The sequence below is a fragment of the Promicromonospora sp. MEB111 genome (genome assembly GCF_030209445.1).
Taxonomy (GTDB): Bacteria; Actinomycetota; Actinomycetes; order Actinomycetales; family Cellulomonadaceae; genus Promicromonospora.
This window is the reverse complement of sequence record NZ_JARVSD010000011.1, coordinates 1-21069: the sequence shown is the minus strand read 5'-3', so window position 1 is coordinate 21069 and position 21069 is coordinate 1. Positions and strand designations below refer to the sequence as shown.

Annotated in this window: 16 protein-coding genes; 6 read left to right on the top strand and 10 right to left on the bottom strand. The window is 73.9% G+C overall.

Annotated elements, in window-relative coordinates:
• Nucleotides 1–33 precede the first annotated feature (33 nt).
• Genes QRN56_RS12820 through QRN56_RS12790 form a run of 7 tightly spaced genes read right to left on the bottom strand, consistent with a single transcriptional unit; the run spans nucleotide 34 to nucleotide 10788 of the window.
• Nucleotides 34–837: a hypothetical protein gene (locus QRN56_RS12820; RefSeq protein WP_285103776.1), complete on the bottom strand. Its 804-nt coding sequence runs from the start codon at nucleotides 835–837 to the stop codon at nucleotides 34–36.
• Nucleotides 834–2945 carry an alpha-galactosidase gene (locus QRN56_RS12815; RefSeq protein WP_285103774.1) on the bottom strand — a complete coding sequence of 704 codons (2112 nt, stop codon included), beginning with the start codon at nucleotides 2943–2945 and terminating at the stop codon, nucleotides 834–836. The genes QRN56_RS12820 and QRN56_RS12815 overlap by 4 nt, the downstream gene beginning before the upstream one ends.
• Nucleotides 2942–3841: a carbohydrate ABC transporter permease gene (locus QRN56_RS12810; protein ID WP_285103773.1), complete on the bottom strand. Its 900-nt coding sequence runs from the start codon at nucleotides 3839–3841 to the stop codon at nucleotides 2942–2944. Before QRN56_RS12810 ends, QRN56_RS12815 begins: the two co-directional genes overlap by 4 nt.
• Before the next feature lies 1 nt (nucleotide 3842).
• Nucleotides 3843–4751 (bottom strand): carbohydrate ABC transporter permease, encoded by a 909-nt coding sequence (locus tag QRN56_RS12805; RefSeq protein ID WP_285103772.1) that lies wholly within the window; start codon nucleotides 4749–4751, stop codon nucleotides 3843–3845.
• The gene (locus QRN56_RS12800) at nucleotides 4748–6037 is read right to left on the bottom strand and encodes an ABC transporter substrate-binding protein (protein WP_285103771.1); all 1290 of its coding nucleotides are present in this window, start codon (nucleotides 6035–6037) and stop codon (nucleotides 4748–4750) included. The genes QRN56_RS12805 and QRN56_RS12800 overlap by 4 nt, the downstream gene beginning before the upstream one ends.
• A gap of 45 nt (nucleotides 6038–6082) precedes the next feature.
• Nucleotides 6083–7372, bottom strand: a complete 1290-nt coding sequence (locus QRN56_RS12795; RefSeq protein ID WP_285103770.1) for a cellulase-like family protein — start codon at nucleotides 7370–7372, stop codon at nucleotides 6083–6085.
• Nucleotides 7369–10788 carry a DUF5107 domain-containing protein gene (locus QRN56_RS12790; RefSeq protein WP_285103769.1) on the bottom strand — a complete coding sequence of 1140 codons (3420 nt, stop codon included), beginning with the start codon at nucleotides 10786–10788 and terminating at the stop codon, nucleotides 7369–7371. The genes QRN56_RS12795 and QRN56_RS12790 overlap by 4 nt, the downstream gene beginning before the upstream one ends.
• A 131-nt stretch (nucleotides 10789–10919) precedes the next feature.
• On the opposite strand from QRN56_RS12790, the gene QRN56_RS12785 reads away from it, so the two are divergent.
• Together QRN56_RS12785 and QRN56_RS12780 are read left to right on the top strand one after the other, a co-directional pair.
• Nucleotides 10920–11807: a helix-turn-helix domain-containing protein gene (locus QRN56_RS12785; RefSeq protein ID WP_285103767.1), complete on the top strand. Its 888-nt coding sequence runs from the start codon at nucleotides 10920–10922 to the stop codon at nucleotides 11805–11807.
• A gap of 128 nt (nucleotides 11808–11935) precedes the next feature.
• Nucleotides 11936–14041 carry an NPCBM/NEW2 domain-containing protein gene (locus QRN56_RS12780; RefSeq protein ID WP_285103765.1) on the top strand — a complete coding sequence of 702 codons (2106 nt, stop codon included), beginning with the start codon at nucleotides 11936–11938 and terminating at the stop codon, nucleotides 14039–14041.
• Nucleotides 14042–14104: 63 nt separating this feature from the next.
• On the opposite strand, the gene QRN56_RS12775 is transcribed toward QRN56_RS12780, so the two are convergent.
• Entirely contained in the window at nucleotides 14105–14971 is an 867-nt protein-coding gene (locus tag QRN56_RS12775; RefSeq protein WP_285103763.1) for a LysR substrate-binding domain-containing protein, read from the bottom strand.
• A gap of 117 nt (nucleotides 14972–15088) precedes the next feature.
• Between QRN56_RS12775 and QRN56_RS12770 the strand changes: the two genes are divergently transcribed.
• Together QRN56_RS12770 and QRN56_RS12765 are read left to right on the top strand one after the other, a co-directional pair.
• The gene (locus QRN56_RS12770; protein ID WP_285103761.1) at nucleotides 15089–15955 is read left to right on the top strand and encodes an aldo/keto reductase; all 867 of its coding nucleotides are present in this window, start codon (nucleotides 15089–15091) and stop codon (nucleotides 15953–15955) included.
• A gap of 54 nt (nucleotides 15956–16009) precedes the next feature.
• Nucleotides 16010–16942 (top strand): aldo/keto reductase, encoded by a 933-nt coding sequence (locus QRN56_RS12765; protein WP_285103759.1) that lies wholly within the window; start codon nucleotides 16010–16012, stop codon nucleotides 16940–16942.
• Nucleotides 16943–16998: 56 nt separating this feature from the next.
• Here the strand turns inward: QRN56_RS12765 and QRN56_RS12760 are convergent, their stop codons facing one another.
• Nucleotides 16999–18417 (bottom strand): FAD-binding oxidoreductase, encoded by a 1419-nt coding sequence (locus tag QRN56_RS12760; protein WP_285103757.1) that lies wholly within the window; start codon nucleotides 18415–18417, stop codon nucleotides 16999–17001.
• Nucleotides 18418–18521: 104 nt separating this feature from the next.
• Here QRN56_RS12760 and QRN56_RS12755 point away from each other — a divergent pair, with 104 nt between their 5' ends.
• On the top strand, nucleotides 18522–19061 hold the full coding sequence (locus QRN56_RS12755) for a MarR family winged helix-turn-helix transcriptional regulator (RefSeq protein ID WP_285103755.1): 540 nt from the start codon (nucleotides 18522–18524) through the stop codon (nucleotides 19059–19061).
• A gap of 110 nt (nucleotides 19062–19171) precedes the next feature.
• The gene (locus tag QRN56_RS12750) at nucleotides 19172–20611 is read left to right on the top strand and encodes an MDR family MFS transporter (RefSeq protein WP_285103753.1); all 1440 of its coding nucleotides are present in this window, start codon (nucleotides 19172–19174) and stop codon (nucleotides 20609–20611) included.
• On the opposite strand, the gene QRN56_RS12745 is transcribed toward QRN56_RS12750, so the two are convergent.
• Nucleotides 20595–21023 carry a MerR family transcriptional regulator gene (locus QRN56_RS12745; protein ID WP_285103751.1) on the bottom strand — a complete coding sequence of 143 codons (429 nt, stop codon included), beginning with the start codon at nucleotides 21021–21023 and terminating at the stop codon, nucleotides 20595–20597. The two genes, QRN56_RS12750 and QRN56_RS12745, sit on opposite strands and share 17 nt — an antisense overlap.
• Between the last annotated feature and the right edge of the window lie 46 nt (nucleotides 21024–21069).

The following is a 21069-nucleotide window of genomic DNA, read 5'->3' as shown; positions in this document are numbered from 1 at the left end:
CAGCTTCGTGCCCAGGAGGGCCACCCCGTCAGCCTAGGGGACGTGTACCTCCAGCCACCAGGCGATCCGCCCGGCATCGCCCAGGCGGGCCAGCCGGTCCGGGGCGGCGCGGTCGAGGTTCGTCTCCGCCCCCAGCATCGGTTCGACGCCGACCGACCGGTACGGGCCGTCGTCCGGCCAGCCGCCGAGGTTGCGCCACACGACCAGCGACACCGGGGCGGCGTACCCCGGCCCGACGCCCCAGCGCAGCGACAGCCGGTCGGCGCCGTCCACGACGTCGAGCCGGTCGGTCGCCACCACCGCGCACCGGGCCGTCCCGTCGTCCGGACCCAGGACGTCGAGCGGCACGCCCCTGCCGTCGGGCCAGGTGCTGGCCGTCGTCGCGCCCGGCTCCGGCCACTCGACCACGAGGGTGTCCGGGCGGCCGGGCACCTCCAGGCGCGCGTCCGGAGCGAGGTCGAGCAGCAGGTGCACCGCGTGCAGCAGGACCGCGCCGGGCGGGCCGTCGATCGTGTAGTCGGCGCGGACGGTGCCGTCGTGCGTGGCGAGGCGGCGGCTCAGGGTGAGGTCGCCGGCTCGGACCCGGGCCACGCCCGGCGCCTGACTGGTCCAGGGCTTGGACCACACCTCGCCGTGGTCGCTCGGGCCGCCGATCGTCGGGAGGCACTCCTCGCCGCCGCCCGCGTCGACGAACGGGTCGCCGGGGGCGACTCCCGCCCGGGCTGCCGCCGGGACCCGCGGGTTGCGCCAGAGCCATTCGCGCTCCGGCGTCGCCAGCGAGGTCCAGCGGCCGCCCAGGGCCGGGTCGGTGCGGACAGTGAGCGGCCGGGCGCTCACACCCGGTCCAGCAGCACGACGTCGCAGTCCTGCCAGGTCCACGCCACGTCCAGGCCGTCGGTCGCGAGCGCCGCGCCCGTCCGCACCTCGTCCTCGCCCCGCACCCGGTACCGCGCGTCCGGGTCCAGGTCGCGCAGGCGCACGGTGAGACCCGCGCCCGGACGACGCCAGGCCAGCACCACCACGGTGTCCGGGCCCGTGTACTGCACCGCGCACGCCGGGTCGGCCGGGGCGCCGTGCCGCCGGACCCGCCCGGTGTGCACCACCGGACGCACGGTCCGGTACAGGTCCACGAACGACGCCGCCCGCTCCCGGGTCGCGTCGTCCCAGGCCAGCAGGTCCGCGCCGATGCCGAGCACCCCGGCCATCGCGACCACGAACCGGAACTCCAGGCTCGCCGGGCCGTCCTCCCGGTCGGGGTCGAGCTGGTCGGGCAGGTCGGTGACCCACGAGCTCATGGTCCATGCGGGCAGCACGCCCAGGAACCCGTGCTGGATCGCCAGCCGGTCGCGCGGCCCCGTCTCGTCGCTGGGCCAGACCACGTCGGTGCGCGCGAGCACCGCGTGGTCGATCCGGCCGCCGCCGCCCGCGCACGCCTCGACGGTGACGTGCGGGAACTCGGCGCGCAGGGCGTCGAGCACGCGGTAGTACGCCTGGGTGTGCCGCCAGGACCAGTCGTCCCCGCCCGGGGCGGTGCGCCCACCGTCGGCGATGGAGCGGTTCATGTCCCACTTGAGGTAGCTGATGTCGGTGTCGGTCAGCAGCCGGCGCAGCGTGCCGAGCACCCACTCCTCCACCTCGGGCCGGCCCAGGTCGAGCATGTACTGGTGACGCAGCGTCTCCAGGGGACGCCCGTCCACGTGGTGCGCCCACTCCGGGTGCGCGCGGTACAGGTCGCTGTCCGGGCTCACGGCCTCCGGCTCGACCCACAGCCCGAACCGCATGCCGAGCCGCTTCACGCCCTCGGCCAGCGGCCCGAGACCGCCCGGGATCCGGTCGGTGTCGACCTCCCAGTCGCCCAGCGCGGCCCGGTCGGTGGTGCGCCCGCGGAACCAGCCGTCGTCGACCACGAAGACCTCGGCGCCCACCTGCGCCGCGGCCTCCGCAAGGCGGAGCTGGTGCTCCACGCGGACGTCGAACGTCGTCGCGAACCACGAGTTGTAGACCACGGGCCGGTGCTCGGGGCCGCGCGTGCGGGCCAGGGTCGCCTCGTAGTCGTGCCAGGCCTGCGCCAGGTCGTCGGCGTCGCCCTCGACCCGCACCCCGGCCAGCACGGGCGTGGTCAGCCCGGTGCCCGGCGCCAGCGTGAGGATGCCCGACTCGTCGTCCGGGCCGGCGGAGACGCGGACGTGGTCGGCGAAGGGGACGGCGTCGAGCGCCATGCGCCACGAGCCGCTGTACGCGAGCGCGACGCCGAAGCGGACGGCCCCGTCCGTTCCGGCCGGGTGGACGCCCCCGTCCGTTCCGGCGGAGCGGACCACCCCGCCCGTTCCGGCGGGCACGACCGTCACGACCGGCGCGTACGTGTGCGACGTGATGCCCTGCCGGCTGCCGATGCTCAGCGTGCCCGCCCCGAGCGACGCCTCGAACGGCGTGAACTCCCGCGACCACGCACCGCCCAGCAGGTCCACGCGCGCGCCGCCGGGAGCGGGGACGGCGAAGGCCCCGCCCCAGCCGCGCAGCACCTCGACGGTCTGCGCCGAGCGGTTGTCCAGCCGAGCCCACTTCTCCACGACGTCGTGGTCCGGGTGGGTCCGGATGTGCAGGGTCACGCCCAGGCCGAGCACGTCGTCGGCGAGCGGACACTCCAGGTGCGTGCCGCCGTCGTCGTCCCGCGTGAGCGTGACCTTGCCGGAGACGGCCAGGCGCGCCCCCCGGACGCCGTCCGCGCGCCGCACCACCAGCTCGGCGCCGTGCACGTTGCGCGTGCCGAGCGCCGTGGCCTCCAGCGGGAGCAGGTCGAGGTCCGCCTCGAAGGATGACGTCGCCGCCACGGGCGGCACCGCCCCGTCGGCGTCCGGCCCCCAGCCGACGGCGACCAGCCCCGCCCCGCGCGGCGCGAGCCCCACGACGTACTGACCCGACCGGGTCGGAAGAATCCAGGTCACTTGTTGGCTCCTACGAGAAGTCCGGACACGAACTGCTTCTGGAAGAGGAAGAACACGATCGCCGTCGGCACGGCCGCTATCAACGAGCCTGCCGCGACCACGTTCCAGGCGCTCGCGAACCCGCCCTGCAGGTTGAGCAGGGCGGCGGTGATCGGGAACTTGGCCTCGCTGCGCAGCACCGTCATCGCCCAGATCAGGTCGTTGAAGATCCAGGTCGTGGCCAGGGCCGCGAGCGCCGCCAGCGACGGCCGCGACAGGGGCAGCACGATGCGCCAGAAGATGCCGCCGGGGCCGGCGCCGTCGAGCCGCGCGGCCTCGAAGACCTCGCCCGGCAGGCCACGCATGAACCCGTGCAGCACGAACGTGTAGAAGCCGATGCCGAACCCGACCTGCACGATGACGAGCGCGGTGAGGGTGTCGGCGATGCCGACGGCGTCGGTGATGGACGCGACCGGCACGAGCAGGATCTGCGGCGGCAGGAGGTTGCCGGCGAGCATGGTGAGCAGGATGGTGCGGCGTCCGGGGATGTCGAACCGGCTCAGGGCGTACGCGGCGAAGGACGACAGCGCCAGGGAGAGGACCACCGCGCACGCGGTGACCAGCGCGCTGTTGCCGAGCGAGCGGAGCACGCCGCCCTCGGTCAGGGCGGTGGCGAAGCCGTCGAGGCTGAACGACGCCGGGAGGGCGCCGAGGCCGCGGCCGGCGATGTCGTCGTAGGAGCGCACCGCGACGAACAGCACGAACACGATGGGGCTCAGCCACAGCAGCGTGACCGGGACCATCGCGACGTGCAGCCACGGCGAGCGGGCGGGGCGCGGCCGGCGGCGCCGGGCGGCGGGCCGGGTGCCGGCCGCCGTGGGGGCGCCGGTCGTGGCGGGTGGGGCGAGTGCTGACATGTCAGTCCTCCGTCCGGGCCTGGCGGGCGAGGTAGGTGATGATGAAGCCGATCGCCAGGGCGAAGATGACCACGGCGATGGCCGAGGCGTAGCCGAGGTTCCCCGTGGTGAAGGCCTGCTGGAACATGTAGGTGCTCAGCAGCTGGGTCTCGTTGTAGGGGCCGCCGCGGGTCATCGCCCAGACGATGTCGAAGGTGCGCAGCGAGTCGATGACGGTCACGGCGAAGACGACGGTGTTCACGCCGCGCAGCTGCGGCATGACGATGCGCCAGAACCGCTGCCAGGCGTTGGCGCCGTCCACGGCGGCGGCCTCCTCCAGCGTGCCGTCGGTGCCCTTGAGGCCGGCCAGGTAGAGCACCATGATGTAGCCGACCTGGCGCCAGACGGCGGCGATGAGCACGGCCCAGAGCGCGACGGCGGGGTCGGCGAGCCACTGGCGCTCCAGGGACTCCAGCCCGAGCAGGCCGAGCGTGCCGTTGATGGGCCCTTCCGGCGCGTACATGACGCGCCAGAAGAGGCCGCTGACGGCGAGCGAGACGACCATGGGCAGGTAGATGGCGCTGCGGTACAGCCCGACCAGGGGGCCGGGCTTGTTCAGGGTGACCGCGAGCACCAGGCCGCCCACCACGGACAGCCCGCCGAACCCGAGCACCCAGATCACGTTGTTGCGCAGGGCGGTCAGGAAGATCGGGTCGGCGGCCAGGTCGCGGAAGTTCTGCAGGCCCACGGGCTCGGCCAGGCCGATCCCGTCCCAGCGGGTCAGGGCGAGCGAGAACGAGTTGGCCGCCGGCCAGAACACCCAGAACAGCTCGACCACGAACGGGACCAGCAGGAACACCCAGACGAGCAGCGGGACGCGCGCGAACCGGTTCCGGCGGCGGGTCGGCGTGGTGGACGGCTGGGCGCTCACGACGCGAAGACCCCCTCGGCCGCCTTCTGCCACTCGTCGAGGGTCTTCTTCATGGAGCCCGGGTCGGCGAGGAACTTGGTCAGGGCGGTGTCGGCGGTGGCCTGGAGGGCGTCCGAGGAGTCGCGGTTGAAGAACTGCGTGATCTCCTCGGTCGTGTTCAGCAGCTCGATGCCCTTCTGCACCAGCGGGCTGAAGGACGACGTGTCGACGTCGGGCGAGGTGGGCAGGTTGGCCGACTTCGACTGCTCGATGAACTGCTGCTGCGACGTCGTCGAGGCGAGATAGGCCAGCAGGTCGAGGGCGCCCTCGTGGTTGTCGCTGTTGGCGGACGCGAAGAACCCGTCGGTCGGTGCCTCCTCCGCCGTGGGCACGGAGTCGTTGATGACCGGCACGGAGAAGAAGTCGATGTCGTCGCGCTGGTCCTCGGGGAAGTACGTGGTGACGAACGTGCCGCTGAGGTACATCGCCGACTTGTCCTGCGCCACGGGGGTCGCGGCGTCCTGCGCGGTGTAGGAGGCCGCGTTCTTGTCGAAGTACGGGATCAGCCGCTTGTACTCCTCCATGACGGCCACGACCTCGGGGTCGTTGAAGGCGTGCTCGCCCGCCAGCAGCTCGCGGTGGTACTGCGCCCCGTTGACCCGCAGGTTGAGGTAGTCGAACCAGCCGGACGCCATCCACGGCGTGGACGACAGGCCGTTGGTGAGCGGCACGATGCCCTGGCCGCTGAGGTTCTCGCACAGCGCGTGGAACTCGTCCCACGACGTCGGGGCCTCGACGCCCCACTTCTCGAACGCCGACTTCTTGTAGAAGACGCCCCACCAGTAGTAGCTCGTGGGCACGAAGATCTGCTTGCCCGACGCGTCGCTGGACAGGGCGCGCAGCGCGTCGGAGTAGCCGGCGCACGGGCCGTCGCCCTGCCAGAGGGACGACACGTCGAGCAGCAGCCCCTCCTCGGCGTAGGACCGGGCCACGGACCCGGCGTACCAGCTCAGCACCTCGGGCGAGTCGCCGGAGCGCAGGTAGTTGGTGAGCTGGGCCCGGAACTGCTCGGTGGCCACCGAGTTCAGCGTGACCTCACCGTCGGGGAACGCCTTGACCAGGGCCTCCAGGGCGGCCTTCGGGTCGGCGTCCTGGATCGAGTTCTGCAGGGTGATCGCGCCGGTGCTCGCACCGCCGCCCCCGCCGCCGCCCGGCGTCGTCCCCACGCACGCGGCCAGCAGGCTCGCCGCACCCAGTGTCATACCGCCCGCGAGCAGCTCGCGGCGCGTGATCGTTCGCTTGGACATCCTTGTTCCTCCTCCGTGCGCCCTCGTTGGCGCACCTGGTACCGCTCAGATCACGGGCGCGGGTAGGTCCGCGCCCGAAAGGATCGCCGCACACTCCCGCTGCAGCGCGACATCGGACCACATCGGGTGCTGTGGTGCGGCATTCGAGCAGACGACGGCGCCCCAGGCGCCGAGCCGGCGCGCCTCCCGCAGCGCGTGCCGGCAGATCTCCGCCCCGACCGGGTCCTCCTCGAACCGGCCGTGCAGCGGGGTGTAGCCCACGTAGCCCTCGCCGAGGATCAGCGGGATGCCGCGGCTCGCGGCGACGTCCGCCGCCACCTCCAGCCACAGGGTCAGCTTCTGGAGCATCGCCAGGCGGTGCGTGCCCCACCGGTCGTACAGCCAGCGGTCCCACGCCTGCGGGTCGCACCAGTCGTGCACGTACAGCTCGGGCAGCGACATGATCGTGGCCCGCGTGCGCCACTCCTGGCCCGGCGGCACCGTCCAGGCGGCCAGGCCGGGCGCGTCGGGGCGCAGCAGCTCGCGGGCCCTCTCCTCGTCGAACGCCTCGACCGGGCCGCGCAGCCCGAACGTGTCCACCAGCTCCTGCAGCACGCCGTACACGTACGGGTGCACCACGAGGGCGTCGAGGTCGGCGGGCAGGGCGCTCAGCCCGCCGACGGGCACACCCGCGTAGTTCACGGTGACCGGCCGGCCGGGGTGCCGCTCGCGGAACCTGGCGATGCCGCGCTCCAGCCGGGGCGTCAGCGCGCGGACGGCGTCGTCGCCGCGGCCCACGCCCAGCCCGTCGGCGAGGTAGCCGATCTGCACCTCGTTGTGGAGCTCGGTGAGCAGCAGGCGGTGGGCCAGGCCCTCCGCCTCCAGCAGGTCCACGAGGTCCGCGTGGGCGTCGGCCAGCACCTCCGCCCGCTCCTCGGGATCGACCGCGTGCAGCGCCTCGTACCAGTCCGGCGTCGCGGCGAACGACGGCGACTGCTGGTACTCCCAGGACGACGCGATGACGCCGATGTCGTGCCGATCGGCCGCGCGGAACAGCTCCAGCAGGTGCGCCCGGGCGTCGATCGTCGTCTCGCGGCGCACGTCGTACCAGCGCGTGCGCTGCCCGAACTCGCCGCCGAGCGGTCCCAGGCCCAGCGCGGACGTGTCCAGGCCCGACCGGAACAGCAGGAACGGCATGGCGCAGATCCGGATGGTGTCGTAGCCGCGCTCCCGCGCCTCCGCGAACGCCCGGTCCAGGTCCTCGAACGGCTCGCCGGGGCCGGTGCGCGTGTACCAGGTGAAGTCCCACAGGGTCACCACGCGCGGGCGGTCCGGGGTCGTGAGCGGGGTGGTCATGCCGAGTGCTCCTTCGGGTCGGCGGTGGCGTGCAGCAGCGTGTCGCCGCGGCGCGCGACGGCGTGGCGCAGGTCGGCCGCGTGCCGCGACGCCGCCAGCTCCGGGCGGCGCAGCAGGGCCTCCGCCGTGGCGGTGTCGCCGGCCAGGAGGGCGAGCTGCGCGTCCAGGACGAGCACGCGCCGGTCGCGCGCCCGCAGCGGGTCCTCCTCGAACAGCAGCAGGTCCGGCAGCGAGGTGGCGAAGTAGTCCACGCGCGGCACCTCGACGGCGTACGTGTCGCGGTAGGCGAGCAGCGACGTCGTCAGCTCGTCGGCGCCAAGGCGGTCGCCCGTACGACGCAGGGCGAGGACCGTCCAGAAGGTCTGCTCACCGTGCTCCTGCGTGCTCATCTCCACGAAGTCGCCGCGCTGGGCGGCGGCGGTGCGCCAGGCGTCGTCTGCGCCTGTTCCGTCGCCGGCCGCCGCGAGCGCGTCGCCCAGGAGCAGGTGCAGGTTCGCCGTGCTGGCCAGGGGGTGGCGGGCCTCCCCCAGGTTCGGCGGCGGTGCGAGAGCGGCCCGCACGTGGCCGACGGCGTCCGCGGCCCTCCCCTCCGCGAGCGCGTCCAGCGCGCGGTGGGTGTGCGCGCGGTCCCAGGCCAGGAGCGCCTGGCCCTCGCCGCCCTCCCAGGGGTGCAGGCGGCGGCCGCCGAGGATCGCCAGGGCCTCGGCGGCCCGGCCCTCGGTGACCATGAGGTGCAGCGCCTCGACGGCGAGGTCGTCGCGGTCCAGGCTCGACGGTGCATGGTCATCACCCAGCAGCAGGGCGAGCCTGGCCGCCGGGGTCTCGCCCGTCAGCGCGGCGAGCTGGTCGCGCTCGTACCGCAGCCGGGCGTCGTCCGGCGCGACGGCGCACGCCCGCCCGTAGGCGTCGGCCGCGGCGGCCAGGTCGCGCTCGTGGTTGACGGCGGCCAGGCCGATGTTGCGCCAGGCCACGGCGTCGGACGGGTCGAGGGCGACGGCCGCCCGCCACAGGGCCAGGGCGTCCGCGCGGCGTCCGGCGGCGTAGGTCCAGTGGCCCAGCAGCGACCGGGAGCGGGCGTCGCCCGGGTCGGCGTCGGCCGCCTCGCGCAGCACGGCGGCGTCCGCGAGCCGGCCCGGGAAGCACCACGTGGCGTCCAGGCCGCGGGCCCGGGCCCGCTCGGCGGCGGCCTCGTCGGCGCGGCCGGCCAGGCGCAGCACGTGCGCGCGGTGGTAGGCGAGCAGCGGCCGGACGGCGGTCTGCCCGGCCGCCCGGTGGTCCTCACGCGCCTCGGCCTCGTCCAGGCAGGCGAGGGCGGCGTCGTGCTCCCCCACCCCCGTGAGCTCGATCGCGACGTCGAGCAGGGTCTGGGCGTCGCCGCTCGCGGGCTGCCCGTCCAGGTGGCGCAGCCAGGCGTCGAGCGGGTCGAGAGCGCGGGCGGCGGTGAGGGTGGCCGCGGCGTCGGCGTGCCGGCGCAGCCGCCCGTGGCACACCACGGTCAGCGCGAGCGCCTGCAGGTGGTCCGGCTCGGTGCGGCGCACGTCGTCGAGCCGGGCCAGGGCGCTCGCGTAGCGTCCGGCCCGCGCGTCGAGCCGCGCCATCCGGTAGCCCGCGGGGGCGCGCCAGGCCCGCGACCACGCGGCCTGCGCGTAGGCGTCGTAGGCGCCCGTGTCGTCGCCCAGCTCCTCGCGGGCCAGGCCGAGCAGGTAGACCGCCGTGGTGTCGCGGGGGCTGCGGTGGAGGCGGGTCAGCCGCTCGACGGCGCGCTCCAGGTGGTCGCGCGCCTGCTCCGCGCCGCCCGCCACATAGGCGCGCCGGGCCAGGCCCACCAGGCTGTCCACGTGCCCCGGGTCCCGGTCCAGCGCCGCGCGCCAGTACGGCTCGGGCGAGCGCGTGGCGTGCCGGTACAGGTCCAGGTGCGCCGCGATGAGGGCCAGCTCCTCGACGGTGCGGACCTCGTCGGGCGCGGGCGGCTCCTCGGCGGGGTCGGGCTCGGGCTCGTTGCGGGGATCGGCGGCCGGGGCCTCCGTCCACGTGACCAGGACGCGGTCCCCGTGGGTCACCGTGACCGTGACGGGGCCCGCTCCGGCGGGGACGGCGTGGGTCAGCAGGGCCGGGCGGGTCGGGTCCGCGGCGACGACGTCGGTGGTCAGCACCGCGCCGTCGGCCGACAGCGTGACCGTCACATCGTCCAGGGGGCGCGGTACGACGACGCCGACGCGCGCCGTCGTCGGGCCCGCGCCGTCGTCCCCGGAGCCCGACCGCTCCAGCCGCACCGCCGCGTCCAGCGTCGCCCGGTCCACCGGGCCCACGTCGCGGAACGGGTACCAGAACTGGGAGAAGACCTTGGTCTCGCCCGGGGCCAGGTAGGCGAAGTCGGGCTGGTTGTCGGTGAACACGCCGGCCATGAGCTCCACGTAGTGCGAGCCGTCGTCGGCCAGGTTGGCGTCCCAGGCGTGGCCGAACGGGGCGTTGCCCCAGGTCCACTGCTTCTTGCCGGGCGACAGGGCACGGTCGGCGACGTGCACGAACCCGAGCCGCGCCGCGTGGTCGTACCCGCCGAAGAACTCCTCGTCGCTCGCGAGGCACATGTACGACGTGGGCACCGGGATGTTGCGGTACCAGTCGAGGCGGTCGCCGCCCCGGTCCGCGAGCGCCGGGTAGTCGACGCCGTAGTAGGGGCGGTCGGCGTGCGGGAACGCGGTGATCGCGCGCCGCGCGTGGTCGGCCACGTAGGTCACGTCGTGCGGGAAGAAGGACTGGTAGTGGTCGTCCACCTTGGCCGCCACGTTGGCCCACCACAGGAACGACTGCGGCAGCTCGCTGCGGTTGTACAGCCGCACCGTCAGCTCCAGCACCGCGCTGTCGGGGCGCAGCCGCACGCCGTGCATGCCCTTCATCCGGGTGAACGGGTCGTGGTCGGAGCACCAGACCACGACGGCGCCGTCCCGCTCCTCCTCGATCTCGACGTCCACCGGCAGGTAGGTGGCCGGGCGGTGGTGCTGCGGCCAGTTGAGCTCCACGCCGCCGGCCACCCACGGTCCGGCCAGGCCCACCAGCGCCGGCTTGATCACCGGGTTGGTCCAGAAGAAGTCCCGGCCGCTGCCGCGCTCGCGGGCCACGTGGATGCGCCCGCCCAGCTCCGGCAGCACCACGACCCGCAGCCACTCGTTCTCCAGGTGCACCGCCTGCCAGTCGCGCGGGTGGGGCTCGTCGGCGATCTGGTGGTGGAACGGCAGGGGGTACACGCGGCCGGACGACCCCTGGTAGACGCGCCGGTCCAGGTAGGCAGGGAACCGGTCGGGCGGCAGGGGTTCGTAGGTGGTCAGGGTGAGCGGCGCCGCCCAGGCGGCCACGGCCCGGCCGGCCAGGTCGTCGGGCCGGGCGGGAAGGTCGAGCACGGACTCCACATCGAGCATGGGTCCGACGCTACGAACCTCCCGGGTACCCCGGGAAGCGACGTATCGATGCACTTGCCTGGACGATCCGACGATTCCGGGCGCTGGGCGACCGGCTGACGCGGGCGGGCGGACGGCGCTACCCTCCAGGGGTGCGAATCCGTGACGGCTTCCCCGGGCAGCGCCTGCGCGTGCTGCCGACCACCGTGGTCCGCGCGACGTCGAAGGCGGGCCCCACCTCGCGCCTGCTGGTCACGGACGCGGGCTATTTTCCGCACGCCACGAACCACGGGCGGGTACGCCGGCAGGGCGCCGTCGGGACCATCGTCATCGTGTCCTCGGCCGGGCGCGGCTGGTGCCGCACGCCCGGCGGCCTGCACCGTATCGGCGCTGCTCAGGCGCTGGTCATCCCCGCGGGCGTGCCCCACGAGTACTGGGCGGACGACGACGACCCATGGACGATCTGGTGGATGCACGTCCGGGGCGACGACGCCGCCGAGTTCGAGCGGCACCTGGCCGGGCACGCGGGGCCGGACGACGTCGCCGTGGTCGAGGTGCACGACCTGGTCCGCGTCGTGGCCGACCTGGAACGCGTGGTCGACGCGCTGGAGACCGACGAGACCTACCCCAGCCTGCTGCGCTGCGCGGGCGCCGCGTGGTCGGTGCTCGCCCAGATCGGGGCCGACGCCGCCGCGGGCAGCCCGGTGCGCGGCGAACCGGTCCGGGCCGCGCAGGAGTACCTGCGCACGCACCTGGACGCCGTCGTCGAGGTGGCGGCGCTCGCCCGCCGGTTCGGGCTGAGCACGTCGCACTTCTCCGCACGCTTCCGGGCCGCGACCGGCGGCGGCGTGGTCGAGTACGTCAAGCGGCTGCGGATGGCCCGGGCGTGCGAGCTGCTGATCACCACGGAGCTGCCGGTCGCCGACATCGCGCGCTCGGTCGGCTACCCGGACCCGTTCTACTTCTCGCGCCAGTTCCGGAGCGTGCATTCCTGCAGCCCCACCGACTTTCGCCGGGGCATCCACGACCGCGAGCGCTGAGCGCGGCGTCGGATCGTCCAGGCAGGTGCGTCGTCCCCTGCATTCCGCCGGGCCGCCGGCGCGCGCTTTGCTGGGCGGGTTACTCCTTCGGCGCCCTGCCGAACCGACGACGACGTCAGGAGACCTGGATGTTCACCGTACGTTCCTGGGCGGCGCGCACCGGCGCCGCCCTCATCACGACAGCCCTGGTCGCCACGGGCCTGGCGGCGGGCGCCTCGGCGGCGCCGGCCGCGACCGGCGCCGGCCCTGCTGCCGGCCCCGCACCCGCCGGCGCCCCGGCGTCCCCCAGCCCCACGCCCTACCAGGGCTGGAACACCTACTTCGGCCTCGGCGGCGACTTCGGCGCCGAGGAGGTGCTGGACGTGGCCGACCACCTGGTCTCGTCCGGACTGGCCGACGCGGGCTACGACATCGTGTGGCTCGACGGCGGCTGGCAGGCCGACGTCCCGCGCGGCGAGGACGGACAGCTCCAGGGCGACGCCGAGCGGTTCCCCGACGGGATGGCGGCGCTGGCCGACGCGATCCACGACCGCGGCCTGCGCGCGGGGATCTACACCGATGCCGGCCCGTACATCCCCGGGTCGTGCGGCCTCGGCAGCGGCGGCGGGTACTACCAGACCGACGCCGACACCTTCGCCGAGTGGGGGTACGACGCGGTCAAGGTCGACTTCCTCTGCGGTATCGCCGCGGACCTGGACCCGCAGGAGGCGTTCACGGAGTTCGCGCGGGCGCTGCGGGACAACAGCTCCGGGCGCCAGATGATCTTCAACCTCTGCAACCCGGTCACGTCGCCCGACTGGGGCGACTACCCGGAGGAGCAGCAGTCCACCTGGTCCTGGACGTACGCCCCGGAGATCGCGGAATCGTGGCGCACGTACACCGACGTCGGGTTCGTGGGCGACATCCGGTTCAAGGACGTGCTGCGCAACTTCGACGCCAACGCCCGGCACCCGGAGGTCGCCGGGCCGGGTCGCTACAACGACCCCGACTACCTCGCCCCGGGCCTGGGCATGTCCACCGAGGAGTTCCGCACCCAGATGTCCCTGTGGGCCGTCTCGGCGGCGCCCCTGCTCATCGGCAGCGACCCGCGCACGCTGGACCAGGAGTCGCTGGACATCCTGCTGGACGACGACGTGCTGGCGATCGACCAGGACCCGCTCGTCGTCCAGGGCACCCGCGTCGGCGCGGCCGGGACCACCGAGACGTGGGCCCGACCGCTCGCGGACGGCTCGGTCGCCGTCGTGCTGCTGAACCGGGGCGACCGGCCCGCCGAGGTCGCGACCACCGCCCGTGACCTGGACCTGCGGGGCCGGTCGTTCGCCGTGCTGGACACGTGGACGGACGCCCGCACGCAGTCCGCGGGCACCGTCCGCGCCGCCGTGCCGGCGCACGGCGCCGCGCTGCTGCGGGTCACGCCCACCCGGCACGACGGCGCCCCGCGCCTGGTCGCCGCCCCGCCCGCCTTCACGTCCGTGGGGGCCGACACCGTGGCGCCCACCACCGACCTGCTGGCCGCGGCCGGTGACCGGCTGACCACCGAGGTGACCCTGCACAACGACGGCAGCACGCCCGTCCGCGACCCGCGGGTCACGCTCACGGTTCCCGAGGGGTGGACGGCCCGCGCGCTCGGCGCCGACCCGCGGGTGGTGCGACCCGGCGCCTCGGCGACGGTCCCGTTCGCCGTGTCCGTCCCGGCCGGGACGGGGACCGGCGGCTACGACGTCGCGGCGTCCGTCTCGTCCGGCTCCGGGCGGGTCACGACGCCGCCGTCGCGCGTGACGGTCGCGCCCGCGGCGCCGTCCGGCGGCGACGTCGTGCTCTCGCGGCACCCGTGGGTGAGCGCGAGCAGCGGCTGGATGGAGCCCACGGTCGACCAGAGCGTGGGCGGCGGCTCGCCGCTCACGGTGGCCGGCGTCGTGCACGGGACCGGGATCGGCGTCGCCACGCCGTCGCACGTCCGGTACTACCTCGGCGGTGCGTGCACCGCGCTGACCGGGAGCGTCGGCATCGACGACGTCGTCGGCACGGTCGGCCCGGAGGGCGGCACGGCGACGTTCGACGTCGTCGGCGACGGGGAGACCCTCTGGAGCAGCGGCACGGTGGAGCGCGGCACGGCGACCGAGTTCGACCTGGACGTGACAGGTGTCCGCGACCTGTCGCTCCGCGTCGGCGACGCCGGCGACGGCGGCTACAACGACCGAGCCGACTGGCTCTCCCTGACCACCACCTGCTAACCCCTCGTTGAGTGCTGGATATTCGCCCTCTCGAACCGTTTCGAGAGGGCGAATATCCAGCACTCAACGATCGGGGTCGGTCAGGAGCTCCGTCAGGTGCGGGGCTGGGGAGTCCGCGCGGTCCGGGGTCGTGACCAGCGAGACGACCCAGTCGGCCGCGCCGTCCGGCACGACCGGGACGGCGACCAGGCGGACGGCCTGGGGCTTGGCCGCCACGTGCCGCGGCACGAGCGCGACGCCGAGACAGCGGTCGACCAGGTCGAGCAGCGTGTGCACGTCGTTGACGGTGAACCGCACCCGGCGCCGCACGCCCCGGGCGGCAAAGGCGTCGTCGTTCATCTGGCGCACCGCCCAGGACGGGTGGAAGTCGATGAAGCTCTCGCCGGCCAGGTCGGCCCGGTCCACGGCCGCGCGCGCCGCGAGCGGGTGGTCCGGCGGGCAGAGGAACACGACCGGCTCCTGCCCCAGGACGGTCCGCGGCAGCACGCCCACGTGGTCGGCGGTGGCCACGAACGCGGCGTCCAGCTCGCCGTCGCGCACCCCCGCGAGGAGCTCGTGCGAGCCCGCCTGCTGGAACGCGATCTCCACGCGCGGGTAGCGCCGGTGGAAGCGTTCGAGCAGCGTAGCCACGTCGACGACGCCGAGGCACTGCTCCGAGCCGACCCGCAGCGTGCCCGCGAGCTCACGCGAGACCTGGACCACCGCATCGCGAGCTTCCGTCGCGGAGGAGAGCATGGAGCGGGCGAAGGGCAGCAGCGCCAGGCCCGCCTCGGTGGGCTCGACCCGTCGGGTGGTCCTGGTGAACAGCCTGGTGCCCAGCTCGACCTCGAGGTTACGGATGGCGGCGGACAGCCCGGACTGGGAGACGCCGGTGAGCTCGGCGGCCCGGGTGAACTGGCGCTCGTCCGCGAGGGCCACGAGGTATTCCATCTGACGCAGTTCCATTAAGAAACACCAGTTCTGGGAATGATGATGAGGAGTTGTTGGACTTCTAGGTTATCGCTTCCTAGTCTCTGGTCCGAACCCGTTGCGACACGAGGAGAAACCATGCAGCTCCGTTCCATCGGCGGCCGTTCCGTCTCTGCGATCGGCCTCGGCGGCATGCCGATGTCCATCGAGGGACGGCCCGACCGCGAGCGCTCCATCGCCACGATCCACGCCGCCCTCGACGCCGGCGTCACCCTGATCGACACCGCCGACGCCTACCACCAGTTCGCCGACGAGGTGGGGCACAACGAGGAGCTCATCGCCGAGGCCCTCCGGTCCTACGGCGGCGACACCTCCGGCGTGCTGGTCGCCACCAAGGGCGGGCACCTGCGGCCCGGGGACGGTTCCTGGACCAAGGACGGTCGCCCCGAGTACCTCAAGGAGGCCGCCAAGGCCTCGGCCAAGCGCCTCGGCGTCGAGGCCATCGGCCTGTACCAGTTCCACCGGCCGGACCCGAACGTGCCCTACGGCGACTCGGTGGGCGCGATCCGCGACCTGCTCGACGAGGGCGTCATCGAGCTGGCGGGCATCTCGAACGCGAACCCCGACCAGATCCGCGAGGCCAACGACATCCTCGGCGGCCGCCTCGTCTCCGTGCAGAACCAGTTCTCGCCGCGCTTCCGGTCCTCGCTGCCGGAGCTCGAGCTGTGCGCCGAGCTGGGGATCGCGTTCCTGCCGTGGAGCCCGCTCGGCGGCATCTCGCTGGCCCGATCGGGCGAGCTGGGCGCCGAGTACTCGGCCTTCCAGGAGATCGCGGACGCCCACGGGGTCTCCCCGTTCCGCGTGACGCTGGCCTGGGAGCTCGCGCTGGCGCCCGTCGTCGTGCCGATCCCCGGGGCGTCGCGCCCGGAGAGCATCCGTGACTCGGCCCAGGCGCCCGAGCTGACGCTCACCGCCGACGAGGTCGCCCGCCTGTCGGCGGCCTGAGTCGGCCTCGGCCGGCCCGAGCCACCCCTAGCACCCACCACAGGAGAGAAACCCGTGAAGACCTTCACCCTGCCCGGCACGGACCTCACCGTCCCGAACGTCGTCCTGGGCCTCATGCGCATCCAGGAGAAGACGGACGAGGAGGTGCGCACCCTGGTCAAGACGGCCCGGGACGCCGGCATCTCGTTCTTCGACCACGCCGACGTCTACGGCTCGGCCCTGCACGGCTGCGAGACCCGGTTCGCCGAGGCCATGCAGCTCACGTCGTCCGAGCGCGAGCAGATCGTGCTGCAGACCAAGGCCGGCATCGTGCGCGAGGGACCGTACTTCGACTACTCGTACGAGCACCTCGTCGAGTCGGTCGAGGGCTCCCTGGAGGCGCTCGGCACCGACTACATCGACATCCTGCTCCTGCACCGCCCCGACGCCCTCGTGGAGCCCGACGAGGTCGCGCGGGCGTTCGACGACCTGTCGACGTCGGGCAAGGTGCGCGCGTTCGGCGTCTCGAACCACACGCCGGGCCAGATCGAGCTGCTGCGCAGGTCGGTGACGCAGCCGCTCGTGGCCAACCAGCTCCAGCTCTCGGTGACGCACGCGCCGCTCGTGGCGCAGGGCGTGGCCGCGAACATGCAGGGCCTGGACCAGTCGATCAGCCGCGACTCCGGCACGCTCGACTACTGCCGCCTGCACGACATCACCGTGCAGGCCTGGTCGCCGTTCCAGGCCGGGTTCTTCAACGGCGTGTTCCTCGGCTCGCCCGACTACCCCGAGCTGAACGCCGTGATCGACCGGCTGGCCACGAAGTACGACGTGCCGGCCATCGCGATCGCGACCGCCTGGATCACGCGCCACCCGGCGCAGATGCAGGTGGTGCTCGGCACCACCAACCCGGAGCGGGTGGCGGGCGCCGCCCTCGGGTCGGACGTGCCGCTGACGCGCGCCGAGTGGTACGAGATGTTCCGCACGGCGGGCTACACGGTGCCGTGACCCGCTGATGCGTCAGGCGCTCAGGTCACACGGGTGACCCGAGCGCCTGACACGTCTCACGGGCGCACGTTGTGGTTGCTCGCGAACAGGTTGCCCGGGTCGTAGGCCCGCTTGACCTCGCGCAGCCGGGCCAGCGTCGCCTCGGGGTACGCGTTGCGGACGTCCTCCTCGGTGGCCGTGCCCATGAAGTTCACGTAGCCGCGGCCGCGCACGCCCAGGGCCTCGGCGGCCGACGCCACCCAGGCGGTGGTCGCGGGCAGCGCGTCCGGCGCCATCGCGGTGCCGCCGACCGAGACCATGAACGCCGGGTCCCGGTGCGCGAAGGCCGTCGCGGCCGGGTCCACCCGCGAGATCGCGCCGCCCATGGGCCGGATGTTGACCGCGGACGGCCCGCTCGCCCCGGACACCGCCTCGATCGCCGCGGCGGCCCAGTCCTCGTCGGGCGCCCAGGCGCCTTCGCCGAGGAACCCGGTCCGCACGTCGCCGACGCCGCCCGCCGGCGGCCCGCCCGGCCCCTCGAACAGGGCCGTGTACGGGATCTGCTGGACGCCGTCGAGCAGCGTGCCGTGCGCGCGCAGGGGCCCGAACACCTCGGCCGCGTCGCGGGCCGCGCCCGAGTGGCACAGCAGCGCCATGAGCACCGGCTTGCCGTGCAGCTCGGCCGGGATCATCGGCACGGGCGGGGCCAGCATCACGTTCACCATGCCGGAGAACTCCTCCGGCCCCTCGGCGAACGCCCGCAGGACCGTGGCGAGCCGCGCCGGGGTGGGCTCCCACATCATCATGCCGCCCGTGACCGTGCCGACCTCGCGCAGCCGCAGGTCCAGTCGCGTGACGACGCCGAAGTTGCCGCCGCCGCCGCGCAGCGCCCAGTAGAGGTCGGGGTTGTTGTCGGCGTCGGCCTGGACCACCTTGCCGTCCGCCAGGACGACCTCGGCGCCCAGCAGGTTGTCGACCGTGAGCCCGTCGCGCCGGCTGAGGTAGCCGATCCCGCCGCCGAGGGAGATGCCCCCGACGCCGACGGTCGCGGTGTCGCCGAACCCGGTGGCCAGGCCGTGCGCGCCGGCCGTCGCCGTGTACGCGCCCGCGAGCACGCCGCCCTGCGCGCGCCCCACGCCGGCCGCGGTGTCGATCTCGACGCCGTCCAGGAGCCGCAGGTCGAGCACGAGCCCGCCGTCGACCAGGGCGTGCCGCGCCTGGTGGTGGCCGCCGCTGCGGACCGCGAGCGGCAGGCCTGCGTCGCGCGCGACCGCGAGCGCCGTCACGACCTCATCGGTGGTCCGGACACGCGCGACGGCGGCCGGGGTGAGCGGCGAGCCGCCCACGAACACGGCCGCGGTGTCGGCGAACGTGTCCGCCGAGGGGGTGAGCAGGCGGTCGCCGAGCGCGGCCGCGAGCGGGGCCAGGGCGCGGGCGAGCGCCTCGGGCGAGAGCTGTGTGGTTCCGGTGGTGCTGGGGGTGTCCTGCGTGGCCATCGTCGAGCCTCCGTGTCGGTACCGGATCTTCCAGGTGACAAACGTTAGGCATCTAAGAATTAGGCGTCAATGCATTTCGGGGACGGCCGAACTATCCTGCGTCCATGCAACCAAGCGGACGGCCCGGCGGCGATCCAGACGGCCCCGCGGCGGGGGTGAACCCGGGTCAGGCCGGCCCCGTGCCGGTCGCGGTGGCCATGTGGCAGTCCGTGCACCGTGTCATGCGCGCGTTCGACGCTCACCTCTCCGAGCAGGGCGCGACGTGGCAGGTCTGGCACATCCTGCTCGCCGTGCACCAGGGCACGCCCGCCACCCAGCGCGAGCTCGCGCACGCCGTCGGCATACGGGAGGCCACCCTCACGCACCACCTGCGCGGCATGGAGGACAAGGGGCTGATCACCCGCAGCCGCCGGACGGACAACCGCCGGGTGCAGCGCATCGAGGTCACCGCGGCGGGCGAGGCGCTCTTCCGCCGGCTCAAGGCGGAGGCGATCGAGTTCGACCGGACGCTGCGGGGCGCGATCGGCGCCGGGGAGGACGACGTCGAGGCGTTCTTCGCCACGCTGGGCCGCCTCGCCGAGTCGGTGCCCGACGGCGGGCGCGACCCGATCGCGGAGGGCTGGCCGGGCAACCGGCCGGGCTGACCCGGGGTCGATCCAGGAACCGACCCGGGAATAGACCGCGACCGATCGGGAATAGGCGCTGCCCCGGGCAACCTTGTAGGTGTCGTGCAGCACACCCCGGAGCCCCAGGCATGACCGCGACGTCCACCGGCACCACCGACACGCGACTCGGCCTGCGCGGCGACCGTGGCCCGATCCTCGGCGCGCTCATGCTCGCCACGGCGCTCGTGGCGCTCGACGCCACGATCCTCGCCACCGCCTCGACCACGATCGCGCGCGAGCTGGGCGCGTTCGAGCAGGTGCCCTGGCTCTTCTCCGCGTACACGCTCGCGCAGGCCGTGACCGTGCCCGTGTACGGGCGGCTGGCCGACGTGTTCGGCCGCAAGCGCGTGATCCTCGTCGGCATCGCGCTGTTCCTGCTCGGCTCGGTGCTGTGCGCCGTGGCCTGGAGCATGCCGGCCCTGATCTGGTTCCGGGTGCTGCAGGGCCTGGGCGCCGGCGCCATCCTGCCGATGTCCATGACGATCGCCAGCGACATCTACACGCTCGCCGAGCGCGCCAAGACGCAGGGCTACATGGCCAGCGTGTGGGCCGTCTCCTCGGTGCTCGGCCCCACCCTCGGCGGTGTGTTCAGCCAGTTCGTGAGCTGGCGCTGGATCTTCTGGGTCAACGTGCCGATCGGCGCCGTGGCCCTCCTGGCGATCTGGCGCAGGTTCCACGAGAAGGAGCGCGACGGCGCGCGCCAGCCCGTCGACTACGTGGGCGCGGTGCTGCTCACGGGCGGCAGCACGCTGCTGGTCCTGGGCCTGCTGGAGGGTGGCCACGCGTGGGGCTGGGCCTCCGCGCAGTCGATCGTCATCTTCGTCGCGGCCGTCGCGCTGCTGGTCGCGTTCGCCGTGTCCGCCCGGCGCACGGCCCACCCGATCTTCGACCTGCGGCTGCTGCGCCGCCGGGTCGTGGGCGCGTCGACGGCGGCATCGCTGATGGTCGGCGTCATCACGCTCGGCCTGTCCACCTACGTGCCCATCTACGCGCAGGGCGTGCTCGGCGTCGGGCCGCTCGTGGCCGGTTTCGCACTGGCCGCGCTCACGCTCGGCTGGCCCATCGCGGCCACGCTGTCGGGCCGCGTCTACCTGGCGATCGGCTTCCGCTGGACGAGCACGATCGGCGCCGTGGTGGTGCTGGCGGGCGCGCTGCTCACGCTGGTGCTCGACGCCGACGCCGAGGTGTGGCAGATCTCCGCCGCCGTGTTCGTCATCGGGCTCGGCATGGGCCTGGTGGCCGTGCCCACCCTGCTCGCCGCCCAGCACAGCGTGGGCTGGGGCGAGCGCGGCGCGGTGACCGCGACCAACATGTTCGCCCGGTCGATCGGGCAGGCCGTCGGCGTGGCCGCGCTCGGCGCGGTGGTCAACGCCCTGACCGTGGTCGGCGCGGACGGCACGCCCGAGGGGGCGGGGCTGGCGAACGCGATGCACCTGGTCTTCTGGTGCGTCGTGGCCTGCGCCGCGGTGATGATCGGGACGGTGCTGCTGCTCCCCCGCGACAACCCGAGGCTCACGCGGTCCGTGTGACCACGAACCCGTCCCGCACGCCGTCGAGCACGTCCTGCACGTGCTCGCGGAAGCGGGGACAGGTGGCGATGTCGTGCGCGCGGCACTGCAGCGCGTGCTCCGTCATCGCGCGGGACGCCGCCATGTCGGCCATCCGGCGGTCCAGGTCGGCGATGTGCGCCTCCAGCACGCGGTGCCGGTCGGCCGCCCCGGCGTCGAGCATGACGCGCACCTGCTCCAGGGTCATGCCCGCCGCCTTGCTGCGCACGATGACGCCCACCCGCACCACGTCGTCGCGCCTGTACCGGCGGCGGCCGGCGCCGTCGCGCACCGGGCGCAACAGGCTCTCGTCCTCCCAGTAGCGCAGCACGTGGGTCTCCAGGCCGAACCGCCGGGCCGTCTCGCCGACCGACCAGGTCTCGCTTGACTTCATGTCGACATGAAGTCACATCCTGGGGTGGTACCGCAAGACGTCCCGG